General features: G+C 39.2%; 14 protein-coding genes. 3 read left to right on the top strand and 11 right to left on the bottom strand.

Annotated features, from left to right (window positions below; genetic code table 11):
- Positions 1-13: 13 nt before the first annotated feature.
- From secA to surE, 4 genes are all read right to left on the bottom strand, one after another.
- A complete protein-coding gene (secA, locus tag A9970_RS15450; RefSeq protein WP_182982937.1) occupies positions 14-3,301 on the bottom strand; it encodes a preprotein translocase subunit SecA in 3,288 nt (1,095 codons plus the stop codon).
- 258 nt (positions 3,302-3,559) lie between these two features.
- Entirely contained in the window at positions 3,560-4,429 is an 870-nt protein-coding gene (locus tag A9970_RS15445; protein ID WP_159730012.1) for a menaquinone biosynthesis family protein, read from the bottom strand.
- A 48-nt stretch (positions 4,430-4,477) separates the two neighbouring features.
- Positions 4,478-4,738: a hypothetical protein gene (locus tag A9970_RS15440; RefSeq protein ID WP_182982936.1), complete on the bottom strand. Its 261-nt coding sequence runs from the start codon at positions 4,736-4,738 to the stop codon at positions 4,478-4,480.
- Complete coding sequence (gene surE / locus A9970_RS15435; RefSeq protein WP_075990445.1) at positions 4,728-5,528, bottom strand: 5'/3'-nucleotidase SurE; 801 nt, start codon at positions 5,526-5,528, stop codon at positions 4,728-4,730. Before surE ends, A9970_RS15440 begins: the two co-directional genes overlap by 11 nt.
- Before the next feature lie 542 nt (positions 5,529-6,070).
- Between surE and kduI the strand changes: the two genes are divergently transcribed.
- The 3 genes from kduI to A9970_RS15420 are packed head-to-tail and all read left to right on the top strand — an operon-like array spanning position 6,071 to position 8,809.
- Positions 6,071-6,916 (top strand): 5-dehydro-4-deoxy-D-glucuronate isomerase, encoded by an 846-nt coding sequence (gene kduI / locus A9970_RS15430; protein WP_120335649.1) that lies wholly within the window; start codon positions 6,071-6,073, stop codon positions 6,914-6,916.
- 1 nt (position 6,917) lies between these two features.
- The gene (locus A9970_RS15425) at positions 6,918-8,039 is read left to right on the top strand and encodes a DUF4861 family protein (protein ID WP_182982935.1); all 1,122 of its coding nucleotides are present in this window, start codon (positions 6,918-6,920) and stop codon (positions 8,037-8,039) included.
- 5 nt (positions 8,040-8,044) lie between these two features.
- The gene (locus A9970_RS15420; protein ID WP_182333283.1) at positions 8,045-8,809 is read left to right on the top strand and encodes an SDR family oxidoreductase; all 765 of its coding nucleotides are present in this window, start codon (positions 8,045-8,047) and stop codon (positions 8,807-8,809) included.
- A 26-nt stretch (positions 8,810-8,835) separates the two neighbouring features.
- On the opposite strand, the gene A9970_RS15415 is transcribed toward A9970_RS15420, so the two are convergent.
- The 7 genes from A9970_RS15415 to A9970_RS15385 all read right to left on the bottom strand — a co-directional run bounded on the left by A9970_RS15415 (position 8,836) and on the right by A9970_RS15385 (position 14,098).
- Complete coding sequence (locus A9970_RS15415) at positions 8,836-9,675, bottom strand: SUMF1/EgtB/PvdO family nonheme iron enzyme (RefSeq protein ID WP_182982934.1); 840 nt, start codon at positions 9,673-9,675, stop codon at positions 8,836-8,838.
- Positions 9,672-10,454 (bottom strand): hypothetical protein, encoded by a 783-nt coding sequence (locus A9970_RS15410; RefSeq protein WP_182982933.1) that lies wholly within the window; start codon positions 10,452-10,454, stop codon positions 9,672-9,674. The genes A9970_RS15415 and A9970_RS15410 overlap by 4 nt, the downstream gene beginning before the upstream one ends.
- A complete protein-coding gene (locus tag A9970_RS15405) occupies positions 10,435-11,190 on the bottom strand; it encodes a hypothetical protein (RefSeq protein ID WP_182982932.1) in 756 nt (251 codons plus the stop codon). Before A9970_RS15405 ends, A9970_RS15410 begins: the two co-directional genes overlap by 20 nt.
- A 223-nt stretch (positions 11,191-11,413) precedes the next feature.
- Entirely contained in the window at positions 11,414-11,989 is a 576-nt protein-coding gene (nadD, locus tag A9970_RS15400) for a nicotinate (nicotinamide) nucleotide adenylyltransferase (protein WP_075990440.1), read from the bottom strand.
- A gap of 4 nt (positions 11,990-11,993) precedes the next feature.
- Complete coding sequence (gmk, locus tag A9970_RS15395; protein ID WP_075990439.1) at positions 11,994-12,563, bottom strand: guanylate kinase; 570 nt, start codon at positions 12,561-12,563, stop codon at positions 11,994-11,996.
- 2 nt (positions 12,564-12,565) lie between these two features.
- Positions 12,566-13,441, bottom strand: coding sequence for a YicC/YloC family endoribonuclease (locus A9970_RS15390; protein WP_153845292.1), 876 nt, complete (start codon positions 13,439-13,441; stop codon positions 12,566-12,568).
- 84 nt (positions 13,442-13,525) lie between these two features.
- Positions 13,526-14,098 carry a CAP domain-containing protein gene (locus tag A9970_RS15385; RefSeq protein ID WP_182982931.1) on the bottom strand — a complete coding sequence of 191 codons (573 nt, stop codon included), beginning with the start codon at positions 14,096-14,098 and terminating at the stop codon, positions 13,526-13,528.
- Between the last annotated feature and the right edge of the window lie 157 nt (positions 14,099-14,255).

Here is a 14,255-nt window from a genome sequence, read left to right as displayed (position 1 = left end):
CCTTTCTTATCGATTAGTTATTTGCGCCGTGGCAATTTTTATATTTTTTTCCTGAACCACAAGGACATTCGTCATTGCGTCCCACAGTATTCTCGTTACGAACAGGTTCTTTTGCACCCTCATTCACATCCTCCTCACTCACACCTGTAGGCGAAGCCAATTCAGCTTTACTTTCAACAGTTTTCACTGGCGCCTGCTGTACTTGTCTAGCTTGCATAGAAGTCGGTTCTTGACCTGGAATCTCTCCTTTGAAAATAAAGCTAATGACATCTTTATTCATGGAAGCCAACATCGATTTAAACAAATCAAAGGCCTCCATTTTATAAATGATAATCGGATCCTTTTGTTCATAAACAGCATTTTGAACGGATTGTTTCAAATCATCCATTTCACGCAAGTGCTCTTTCCAAGCCTCGTCGATTAATGCTAATACGATTCCTTTTTCAAAAGATTTGAAAACTTCTTTACCGTTACTTTCGATTGCTTTTTTCAAATTCGCCGAAACCTGAATGCCACGGATACCATCAGTAAATGGAATAACGACATTTTCGACAATTTGACCTCTTTCCGCATACACATTATTCAATACAGGAACTGTCAAAGCGCCAACGGCTTCAATTTTATGGTGGTAAGCATTAATTGCATGCTCAAATAGACGATCGGTCAAGCCTTCAATTTTACCCTGTGCAAACTCTTCTGCTGTAATTTCTGGTGTGATCGCAAAAATACGGATTACTTCGATTTGGAAATCTTCATAATTACCTTGTTCTTTTGCTTCAACGACAATTTCTTCGGCAACATCAAAAATCATGTTGTTCAAATCCACATCCAAACGTTCTCCAAACAAAGCGTTTTTACGCTTCGAATAGATTACAGTACGTTGTGAATTCATGACATCATCGTATTCCAATAGACGTTTACGAATACCAAAGTTATTCTCCTCCACTTTACGCTGTGCACGTTCGATGGATTTAGTCAACATACTATGTTGCATTACTTCACCTTCTTCAACACCCATTTTCACCATGATGTTAGAGATTCTCTCTGAAGCAAATAAACGCATCAAGTTATCTTCCAAAGAAACGAAGAATTGCGAAGAACCTGGGTCTCCCTGACGACCTGCACGACCACGTAACTGACGGTCAACACGACGAGATTCGTGTCTTTCGGTACCGATAATTGCAAGACCGCCAGCATTTTTAACTTCTTCGGTCAATTTAATATCCGTACCACGACCAGCCATGTTCGTCGCGATGGTTACTTGTCCTGGACGTCCAGCTTCAGCTACGATATCAGCTTCTTTTTGGTGTAACTTCGCATTTAATACGTTATGTTTGATCTTACGTAATTGAAGCATACGGCTCAATAACTCCGAAATTTCAACCGATGTCGTACCGACCAATACTGGACGTCCCGCATCTGTCAATCGTTGAATTTCTTCAGCTACTGCATTGTATTTTTCGCGTGCCGTACGATAAATCAGATCTTGACGGTCATCGCGTTGTGCAACACGATTCGTCGGAATTTCGACCACATCAAGTTTGTAAATTTCCCAAAGCTCACCGGCCTCTGTAGACGCTGTACCTGTCATACCCGAAAGCTTGTGGTACATACGGAAGTAATTTTGCAGTGTAATCGTTGCGTAAGTTTGTGTTGCATCTTCTACTTTCACATTCTCCTTTGCTTCGATCGCCTGGTGCAAACCATCTGAGTAACGACGGCCGTCCATGATACGACCTGTTTGCTCATCAACAATTTTCACTTTACCTTCATCAACGATATATTCAACATCATTTTCAAACAAGGTATATGCTTTTAAAAGCTGGTTAATCGAGTGGATACGTTCTGCTTTAATTGAATAATCGCGTAACATATCTTCCTTCTGAGCGGCCTTTTCTTCCAAAGTCAAAGAAGACTTTTCAATTTCAGCGATCTCAGTACCAACATCAGGTAAAATAAAGAATGAAGGATCCTCACCTGTTGCTGTAATCAACTCAATACCTTTTTCTGTCAATTCTACTTGATTATTCTTTTCATCAATCACAAAATAAAGTTCTGCATCTACTTTAGGCATATTTTTATTTTGCTCTTGCATATAGTAGTTTTCTACTTTTTGTAAGATAGAACGATTAGCACCTTCGCTTAAGAACTTGATTAATGCCTTATTTTTAGGTAAACCTCTATAAGCTCTTAATAATGCCAAACCTCCGCCTTCAACATCAGAATCTCCTGCCGCCAACGCTTTTTTAGCATCATTCAAGACTGTATTGATGTAAGCTTTCTGTACGTGCACCAAACGTTCGATACGCGGTTTTAATTGGTAGAATTCGTGTTGATCGCCACGAGGAATCGGACCTGAGATAATTAATGGTGTACGTGCATCATCGATCAATACAGAGTCAACCTCATCGACCATGGCAAAGTGTAATTTTCCTTGCACCAATGCGTCCGGAGTCTGAACCATATTATCACGTAGATAATCGAAGCCAAACTCATTATTCGTACCATATACGATATCCGATTGATAAGCTTTACGACGTTGCGGGGAATTTGGTTGATGTTTATCGATACAGTCAACAGATAGCCCATGGAACTCAAATAACGGTGCATTCCACTCCGAGTCACGACGAGCAAGGTAATCATTCACCGTTACGATGTGTACTCCTTGACCAGAAAGAGCATTTAGATAGGTCGGTAATGTTCCTACCAACGTTTTACCCTCACCTGTTGCCATCTCGGCAATTTTACCACTATGCAAGACAATACCACCGATTAACTGGACGTCATAGTGTACCATGTTCCAAGTGACCTCAGTACCTGCTGCCATCCATTTGTTTTTCCAAATCGCTTTATCACCATTGATGATAACGTTTGATTTGTAAACAGCCAATTCTCTGTCGAAATCGCTAGCAGTAACTTCTAATTCTTCGTTTTCTGTCAAACGTCTTGAAGTTTCTTTTACCACGGCAAATGCCTCAGGCAAAATATCCTTCAATACCTCTTCCAACTTCTTGTCACGGTCTTTGGACAATTTGTCCACTTGCTCGTAAATAGAAGTTTTCTTTGCCATATCGTCCTCGTCTTGATCCGCTTCTTTTTTAAGCGTATCAATTTCTTGGTCAATATCTGCTAGGTAATTTTTAATTCTTTCTTTGAAATCAACGGTCTTGGCACGTAACTCGTCATTGGTTAGATTTGAAAGCTTCTCATATTCAGCTTTGATTTGGTCTACCACAGGCTGAATTCCCTTGATATCTCTCTCGGATTTACTTCCAAATAATTTACTTAAAAACTTTAACATAATTTTTTTTCTATCTCAACTTAAGATTTTGTACAATAATGACTCCAAAGTAAAATTGCAGACAATTTGACACTAATCGGGCAAATTTAGTTATTAGATATGATATCTAACAGCTTACATCCATTTTTTTTACGTTATTTTTATTGAAAATGTCAGTTCCTTTCAGCCAGTAAGAATCCTATATATATTTATCCCCTTTTATGCTACCTTTACGTGAAGTTTTTCTGGGTAATATATGGCCTCTAAACCGTCAGCTGATTATGATAAAAACAGCTTTTGGTCTGATTGCGGAATGAATCCCATTTCCTGAGCCTTTTCAAACATTCTCGTAATCGCATCACGTCCTTCAAGCCCCAATTCTACTGAATATTTATTGACATAAAGTTCAATATGCTTGTACATCACCTCTTCACTCATTTCCTGTGCATGCGCTCGAATAAATTCAAGTCCAGATTTCGGATTGGCAAATGCGAATTCTACACTTTCCTTTAAAATTGTATTCAATGTTTCCTTCACTTCTTTTGGCAAACTACGTTTTACGACAATTCCTCCAAGAGGAATCGGAAATTTTGTCGTCTTCTCCCAGTACTCGCCCAGATCCACGACTTTATGCAGTCCTTTTTCGGCATAGGTGAACCTATTTTCATGAATAATCAATCCCAAATCAATGGATCCATCAAGTAAGGCTCCCTCAATATCCGAAAAAACAAGTTCCACTTTATTTTTTAATTCGGGGAATGCCAAGCTTAATAAAAAGTTAGCGGTTGTATACTTTCCTGGATACCCGACTTTCAATTGATCAAATCCCTCCAGGCTCTCAGCTCTTTCTAATTTTTGCTGAAGTAATTTCGCTAATTTCGGATCCTTCGTAATCAGCATAGGCCCTACACCAAATCCTAAAGCACTACCTGCATCGAGCAGCTCATAATCTTCAACCGCGTAGGCAAAGGCATGATAGCTCAGCTTGGTGATGTCAAGATCGCCTTGAAAAGCTTTCAAGTTCAAGGTCTCCACATCTTGATATTCCACCTCAAAATCCAGTCCTTTGGTATCTATCTTATGATGAATCAATGCATCAAAAATAAATGTATCGTTTGGACACGGAGAAAATCCTAATGTTAATTTCATGTTGTACAAAATTTTTCCCATCCATCAGATGGGATTTATGAATTTTAATCAAACCGTAATTCTATGCGTTATCAGGTAAAGTATCATTGCAAAAAAAGTACTGGCAATAATTCCTTTTCCGAGATGATCATTCCCCGATCGATACGCAAAACGTAAAAGCACTAAATTAACCAATATGGCTATGGTATAGATAGCCATGGGTTTCTCGGGTAAAAAATGAAGTTCAAGATCCGTAAAACGTACTAAAATATGAGCCAATACTGGAGATACAGTACCGATACCCAATCCTATCCAGAGATTATTTTTCACGTTTATCGTCTCCCCTTGTATTTCCCAGATGATCAAAGCTCCATGAATTCAATTCTGGAATAGCGTGATGTGCAGTCATATCGAACTGTGTCGGAACGACAGATACATAACCATTGGCCAATGCAAAACTATCGGTATCTTCCCCCCTGTCCTGCAAGACAAATTTACCCGTTGTCCAATAATAATCGCGATTGTGTGGATCAATACGTTCATCAAATTCTTCTACCCAATGCCCTCCAGCCTGTCTACAAATTTTAATACCCTTAAAACCTGCTGTTTGCGGAAAATTAACATTCAGCAATGTGTTTTTAGGGAGACCATTCGCCAGCACCTGCTCGGCAATAGAAATCACGTACGGTCTGCAATAGCTAAAATCCGCATCGTGGGAAAAGTTATCGAGCGAAAAACCAACAGAAGGAATCCCTTCAATAGCCCCTTCTACCGCAGCAGACATCGTACCGGAATACAAAACATTGATTGAATTGTTGAGCCCATGATTGATTCCCGAGACGCATATATCTGGCTTTTGCCCTTTAAAAACTTTATTCACCGCAAGTTTCACACAATCTACCGGTGTTCCTGAACACTGATACATTTCAACCCCTTCATATAAATTGATTTTATCCAAACGTAGCGGTCTACCAAGTGTAATGGCATGCCCCATTCCAGATTGCGCCGAATCAGGAGCAACGACAACTACATTTCCGATTTTCTGCATCTCCTCTAACAACACCTTAATCCCCGGCGCTGTGATACCGTCGTCATTAACAACTAAAATATTGGGTTTCATATGTAAATAATTTCTTTTTTAAAGGCCTTTACAGCATACCCAGCTATTTCTATCCCTGTTTGTGCTTTTAGAACCGGGTATTTCTTTTTAACCATATACGAAGTTAGTAAATCTGAAACCGAGATGTAAATAATATTGACACAACAGGCAATTATTATCTGTAAAAGGTTGCTCATTAGGACATGACAAACAGCATAAACGACTGTGGAAACAGGAGTTCAAACGAACACAGGGAAGCTGCAAGGGAGCGATGAGTTTAGGTGCAGCAAACGAAGATGAGATTGTAATCAAGTTATACGTTTTAACAGTGCTTGTTCAGTACTCGTTCAGTGATTGTTCAGTGATTGCTCAGTAACGACTGAATAAATACTGATTAATCACTGTTTAAACATCGATTAAATATTGTTATTAGGTATAATTTGGTAGGGGTATGATTTACCACCGATCACTACGACATCGTTTGCGTAAGATTGTGTCGTTATTGACAAATATTAGCCCTAAATTTAGCATTCAAACAGACAAACAAAGATAATAATTCAGTTATGAGCATTAATTTTGAATCCCGTTATGCAATAGGGCCAAAGGAATACAAAACTTTAGATACACAAGGGTTAAGGGAAAATTTTCTAATTGAAACAGTTTTTGAAGCAGACAAAATTAATTTTGTCTATACCCACTATGATCGCTATATGGCTGGTGGAGCAATGCCTGTAAGCTCAAAAATCAAATTAGATACCATTCCCGCATTATTAAAAGAACCTTACTTCCTTTCTAGAAGAGAGTTGGGTATTATCAATGTCGGTGGGAACGGTCAAGTTGAAGTTGACGGCATAACTTATGATCTCAATACCAAAGAAGCCCTTTATATCGGACAGGGTGCTCAAGAGGTTTATTTTTCAAGCAAGGACGCCGCACAGCCCGCAAAATTCTATTTAAACTCTACACCTGCACATTGCAGCTACCCAACTAAAAAGGTAACGAAAGAAGATGCAAATAAAATAGAATTGGGTTCATTAGAAACAGCTAACCACCGTACGATCAACCAGATGTTATTGAACAAAGTGGTACAAACCTGCCAATTACAGATGGGAATGACCGAGTTAAAACCGGGCTCTGTATGGAATACCATGCCATCTCATACCCACGATCGTCGTATGGAAGTCTATTTCTATTTTGAATTACCAGAGGGACAGGCGGTATCACATTTTATGGGCCCCATCGATGAGACCCGCCATATTTGGATGCACAACGATCAGGCTGTAATTTCTCCACCATGGTCAATTCACTCCGGAGCTGGAACTTCCAATTATACCTTTATATGGGGGATGGCGGGTGAAAATTTAGATTATGACGATATGGACAAATGTGCCATCACAGAATTGAAGTAATATGAAAAAAACACTCGTATTGAGTTTAGCGCTAGGACTTTCAACACTTGCTTTTGCGCAGAACAACAAAACCATTACTGTAAACAACTCTTCCGCTAGCGCAAGAACAGAGTTGATCAGTATCCCTTATACAACATTCGAGAAACACTTTGACTTGAAAAACAGTGTATTTACGATTGTGGATAAGGACAAAAAGGAACTGGCCTATCAACTTGAAAAACTAGGAAAACCGACGGCAAAAAATATTTTAATCCAAATAACCGTTGCTCCTAAAAGTTCAACAACCTTCGGGGTAAATGGGAATAAACCTACAACTATTGCTTCCAAGACCTATGCAAGATACGTCCCTGAACGCAAAGATGACTTTGCATGGGAAAACGATATTGCAGCGTTTAGAGCCTATGGAAAGGCTTTAGAAGGTAGCTCTGAGGACGCACAGGGTTTTGACTTCTGGGCAAAACGTAGCAATGACCTTGTTGTTGACGAATGGTATAAAACCGGGGATTATCATGCCGATCATGGCAAAGGCTTAGATTATTATTCCGTCGGACAAACCTTGGGCGTTGGCGATGCAACTCCGTTTATTGACGAACAGGTTGTTTACCATAAGCATTATCGCCAATACGAGGTATTGGACAACGGTCCGCTGCGCTCCACATTCAAACTTATCTATGAACCGGAGAATGTAAAGGGTCAGCAGCTACAGGTTGAAAAGACCGTTTCCCTAGATGCTGGGAGTCAATTGAACAAAATAAGCTATTCCATCAAAAATGCAACCTCTGCCTCTACGCCAATTGTTGTGGGGATCGCTAAAAGAAAAGAGGAAAAGCCTCAAATTCTAAATGATGTAAAGAATGGTATTTTAGCGTATTGGGAACCTGCAGAAGGAGATAAAATTACAGGAACAGCGGTTATCCTACCAAAAGTAAAATATATATTCAAAGATAGTCCAAAACAATTTTTACTGGCAACCACCGTCAAAAATGATAAACCGCTGGTTTATTTTGCGGGTGCTGCGTTCAATAAAGCGGGTAAAATAGGTAGTTTTGAGCAATGGCAGTCTTATGTAAAAACATTTAAAAATAATTTAGATCAACCGTTAACAATAAAATATTCAAAATAATGTCCATACTGCAATCTTTTGACTTAAGTGGGAAAGTAGCCTTGGTAACAGGCTGCAAAAGAGGAATTGGCAAGGCAATTGCCGAAGCATTGGCTGAAGCCGGAGCAGATATTATCGGCGTTTCAGCGTCATTGGAACCTGAAGGCTCTGCAGTAGAAAAATCCGTTAAAGCATTAGGTAAAAATTTCTATGCCTATCAGTGTGATTTCTCTAAAAGGACAGAACTTTACAAATTTATCGAAAAAGTAAAATCAGCGCACCCGACGATTGACATCCTGTTTAACAATGCCGGAAATATCCTTCGTAAACCTGCTGCCGAGCATCCGGATGAATATTGGGATGAAATTATCGAGATCAATCAAAATGCGCAATTTATATTGACTCGTGAAATCGGAAAGGACATGATTTCACGTGGAACTGGAAAGATCGTATTTACAGCATCTTTATTAACTTTCCAAGGTGGTATCAATGTTCCGGGATATGCCGCTTCAAAAGGAGCTGTAGGATCTATGGTAAAGGCTTTTGCGAATGAGTGGGCTTCCAAAGGTGTCAACGTAAATGGATTTGCTCCAGGATATATCGCCACGGATAATACCGAGGCACTTAGGGACGACCCTGAACGTTCTAAGTCCATTTTGGACCGTATACCGGCAGGTCGCTGGGGAACTCCAGAAGACTTTAAGGGGCCAGCTGTATTCCTCGCTTCAAAAGCTTCTGATTATGTACATGGAACTATCCTTACCGTGGATGGTGGCTGGATGGGAAGATAACAATCAACCTCTAAGATGAGTTTGTTTTAAAAGTCTTTATCCGAAGGGGTAAAGACTTTTTTTACAATTCTAAATCCCAGATTGCTAAAAGATGCATTGGGACTAACTGAACCTATATATACTGTATTGAAAGCAGCACAGCTATTTTTACTACACCACCAGGAGCCCCCTCGGGCATGTGCAATAGAGCGATCCCCATCTCTTTCAAGCTTTCCAGTACAAAATTCAAAGACATTCCCAAAGATGTCATAAAGCCCCCATGGATTGGGTTTGAATTTTCCGACAGGAGAAGTATACAGATAACCATCTGAATAATCAGGTTTCAAATGATCTCTTCCATGCCATACATTTGCATATTCACCCATATTCTCTTTACTGAAACCTGCAAAATAATAACCTTCGCTACCAGCTCTTGCCGCCACCTCCCATTCGTCAAAAGAGGGCAATCTACAGTTTGCCCATGTACAATATACCAGCACATCCTTATAGGAAATGCAGGTAACAGGATGATCCATCTTAGCCTCAATGCCGCCACGACTTACACCATTCGGAAAGCGCCAATAGGCTGTACTATCCTGTAGCCAACGAAACTCCGCCAAGCCAGGCTCAAAGACCATGGCATTATGGTAGCGTTCTGCTAATGTTTTATAGCCTGTTGCTTGAACGAATTTCTCAAATTCAGCATTTGTCAGCTCAAACTTAGCGATCCAAAACGATTCAATTTGCACAACTCTTTTTGGATTGTCTAGACTGCCTGTATCACCCAAATGATAGTCTCCGGCCGGAATCTGGATAAAGTTTCCAGCTTGGGCTTCACATTGGAGATGCAAAACAATCAATCCTATCAAATAGAGTAACCTTCTCATTCTCCTTGCCGTTTGTTATAATATGCTTGTGCTGTTTCAATAATATACTGTTCATTTGCCTCGGAAAAATCCATCCAGCTCTCATAGTTTGTATCCGGACCGTAGAGTTTCTGATATATTTTCGACTGTTTAAAATCGGATAATTCTCCCTTGTTTAAAAGCAACAAAAGTGTTGTCAATATGTCTTTGTCCCGCCGGTTATTCTGGTAAAAATCAATTAGAAAAGGAATACTTTCCCAAGCGTTCATCTCCAAAATCGCCGACTTATAATTTAGGCCCATTTCATTCGTTTTGCCAGATAGCTCCCGGATGAAAGTCAAAACCTGAGCCTTATTTTTTTTCATATAGGAGATTTGCCGTTCACTCCAAAAGACACCGTTGTAAACAAAAAGCAACTGACCGAATATCTTTTTCTGGGGGTCATTTACAAACATCCGTTCCGCACAGGCCTGACTAAATATTTCTGGATAAATCATCGTATACGTGAATTTTTCCTCAGCAGTCAAAGTATTAAAATCACGAGCAGGTATTCCAGCATCATAATCCGTCAATGCTTCGTCAGGAAGGGTCTTTAAACGTTTATCGATTAAAAATTGAATCTTTTTTGTGCTAAAAGGGGGAATACTATTTTTTTCACGGAAGGCATAATAAGAAGAGTCCTGAGGCCGAGGATCCCCCCATGCAACATCCATATTTTCCTGTGCACTAACGACGGTCCCCCCTAATCCCAAATACAGGAATACTAAAAATCCAACTGCACTACTTGCTTTTTTTCTCATCGTAATATTTCAGCGCCCGACTAAAGATCAGGGCCTCATTTTCTTTATTGTAATTTAGATAGGAGTAATAATTGCTATTTTCTCCATATAACTTTTTAAAAGACGTAGACTTTATAAATTCACTATATTCACCACGTTTCATCAGCAACATCAATAAGGTCAGGGCATCTTTGTCTTTCGGTGTCTTCTTGGCATACTCAATAATAAAAGGAATCATTTGCCAGCCGTTTAGCTCCACTAGGGCATGCTTATAATTTACCCCCATCCGTTTGCTTCGGATAACAGATTCCTGAATAAGTTTGATTACTGAATCCCTATTCTCCTGCAAAAAATCAGTCTGTCTTTGTGACCAGGACGATTCATTAAAACCGTCCAATAATGTACCAAAGATTTTTTTGTCGATCTGCGTTTGGTATTCAGGTATAGCGCAATTCTGTGCATATAGTTCTGCGTGAATCATGGTATAGGTAAACTTTTCGCGCAGGGATAGCTTTTTAAAATCAGTAGCCGAAATTGCATTTGTTCCAGCATCGGTCGTTTCTTTATCTTCTTCGGGGATTATTTTTGCGATTAACGCTTTTACTTTGTCCAATCCATAGGGCGGGATGGTCATTTTGTTCCGCATTTCGATAGCAGCAGGATCCATAAAAAGACTCTCGTCATCCTCTGGATTCGTTTGTGCAAAAACACCTGCCCAACACAGGAAAGAAATAAAAAATAAAAGTCCCCTTTTCATATCGTATGATTTAATATCTTTTAAAAATAAAGAAATTACTGCTACAAAAATTATTCCTCTTTATTTTATAGGGCTCCCTTTCGCCCTGATCTGCCTTTTCCTAATTGCAATGATTTCTAAATACAATAATTCCTTTTTGTAATGAATACCCTCTGCTCCTAACAAAAAATCCCCGGATTTAATAAAACCCAGGGATACTATATTTCTTTTACTTTTGTCTATATCAAGAATATAAACCTTTCTTATCGATAAACTCTATCACCTTTTGCGGTACAAAAAATTGAATATTTTTATTTTCCTTGATTGCCTTTCGCAAAAAGGTAGAAGACAATTCCATCAATGGTGTAGCTGTGATGGTGATTGAAGGATGATCCTTAAGCTTTCCACCATCATATCCAGGACGTGGATAGACATAAATCTGGTAGTCGCGTAAGATAATATCCGCATTTTTCCATTTTTCCAAAGATTCCAAACTATCTTCTCCCATGAGCAGCACAAATTCACGATTGGGATATTTTGCTTTTAAATGGGTGAGCGTATCTATCGTATATGACGGTATTGGTAAATGGAATTCAATATCTGTTACCCGCAGGTGTTCAGCACCCTCCAAAGCCAGATTTAACATCTCCAGACGATCGTAGGGATCTGCCAATGTAGATTTCTTCTTAAATGGATTTTGAGGAGAGACCACAAACCAAACTTCATCTAATTCAGTAAAACTGGCCATATAATTAGCGATGATCAGGTGCCCTATGTGCACCGGATTAAAAGAACCAAAATACAAACCAATTTTTCGCATGGACTTATTTATTGATAAATCCCATAACAATTTCTTCAGCTTCGGCACATGCAGTAGCTAAATCAAAGTTATTCAATATGACATCAAATTTATTAGCATAGGTAAGTTCCAGTTCAGCCTTGGCAAAACGTTCTTTCAATTTTTCTTCTGAATCCGTTCCACGTCCTGTCAAACGCTCCTTAAGCACCTCCAATGATGGTGGTTGTACGAAAATAGAAATTGCCTGTTCTGGGAATTTTGATTTCAGACGTAATCCACCAACAACATCGATATCAAATATAACATGTTTACCTTCTTTCCAAATACGTTCAATTTCTGAACGCAAAGTACCATAGAAAGTCCCTGAATATACTTCTTCAAATTCGATAAACTCCTGTTTGGCGACCTTATGTAGGAACTCCTCCTTTGACATAAAATAATAATCTTTTCCGTCTACTTCCTGTCCTCTGGGGTCACGGGTACTCGCAGAAATGGAAAACTCTATTTTATCGCCATGTTTACTTAAAAGATCTCTTACTATTGTTGTTTTACCCGCTCCTGATGGGGCCGAGAATATAATTAATTTACCGCTCATCCTTATAATACGTTGAGCAATTGCTCTTTTATTTTTTCTAATTCTTCTTTCATTCTAACCACAATCTGTTGGATTCCGGCATGATTGGCTTTAGAACCAAGGGTATTGATTTCTCTACCCATTTCTTGTGAAATAAAACCTAATTTTTTACCATTTGAATCGGCGGAATCAAACGCTTTTAAAAAGTAGTTGCAATGGGCGCGCAATCTCACTTTCTCCTCAGTCACATCCAATTTGTCGATGTAATAAACCAGTTCCTGCTCAAATCGATTTTGATCGACATTTTCTTTACCAACCGTATCATTCAAAAATTGCTCGATACGCTGTCTGATCAAAGGTATACGTTCTACTTCCAAAGCCTCTACCTCAGCAAGGTAAACTAAAATAAGCTCAGCCCGCTTTTTTAAGTCTCCAGCAAGTACATTTCCCTCATCTTCACGAAATGTATTAAAACGTTTGACGGCATCATAAAAAGCATCCATCAATACTTTAGACTCCTCGTCATCAACCGAATCATCATTGTTCGAGATTACCTCAGGCATATTTAATGCGAGTTCAAACAGGTTGACATTCGTATCGTTGAGCTCTACAGCGATCTGCTGCAATTGACTATAATATTTTTTGAGTAAATCAGCATTAATGGAAGACGCCTTCGCAGTTTGATCCGTGTATTCAACCGTTACATTCATGTTAACTTTACCACGTTCAATAAGTTTGCTACTTTCAGTACGCAGGGTCAATTCTTTGTCCGAAACAACTTTGGGCAAACGAAGATTTAATTCAAGGAATTTTGAATTTAAGGACTTTATTTCGACACTATATTTAACTTTACCGTTATCAGCGGAAGCTGTGCCATATCCTGTCATGGATTTTATCATATGCAAAGGTATGACTTTTCAGGAAAAATTAAATACACTGTATTGATTAATTGCTGATACTCGCCAAATTACCTTTCTTTTTATTTACCAATCGTGTTTGGCAATGATAACAACTAAGTAACTTTCATAAGGTTTGGCACCTTTGCATTCAACATAACCAATCCCAATATCATATAGCGAAGCGTTCCAATGATCCATGCCCAGTAAATGGGTACGATGATGATAACCCGGAGCTTCCTTTCCAATAATTAAGGCCTTAATGCCAGCGGTAGCACTGGCTCGGTTGGCGGCAATGGACTCAAAATTGTTGGTGTTTCGTTTTGACAGCCATGCCGGATTAAGCTGATATCCTGCTTCGTCAATGAAATAATTAGGTCCATACCCCTCAGGTGAGACATGGTCAAAATAAGAACGTTTAGCCATATCTTTTGCTCGATAAACCGCAACCTCGGCCAACTGCTTATTCCAATTGAGTTTGGTTCGTTTAATCTTCTGCAGATTAAAAAGCTTCAGCTCCTTCTTATACTTTTCGGGATTTACGCGAATTTTGTTCAATAGCTCATAGGCCTCGATGGCTTGATTATGATCGACAACCACACGTTGTGCAAAAATAGACTGTGTAAAAAGCAGGGTAAATGCTAAAACCAAATAGTTCATACGTGAATAATCTCTTCTTCAATGACCTTACGAAATATCCAGACGATCTTGTCCGCTTCACTTAATTTAACCGCGTACAAACTACATTTTGCGCACAGTATCTGTACTTTCTCAATAGGGATATTTCGTATCAATCCTTTAACCTTAAAAGACCGTA

Source organism: Sphingobacterium sp. UME9 (assembly GCF_014170215.1).
GTDB lineage: Bacteria > Bacteroidota > Bacteroidia > Sphingobacteriales > Sphingobacteriaceae > Sphingobacterium > Sphingobacterium paramultivorum.
This window is presented reverse-complemented; position numbering and strand designations above follow the sequence as displayed.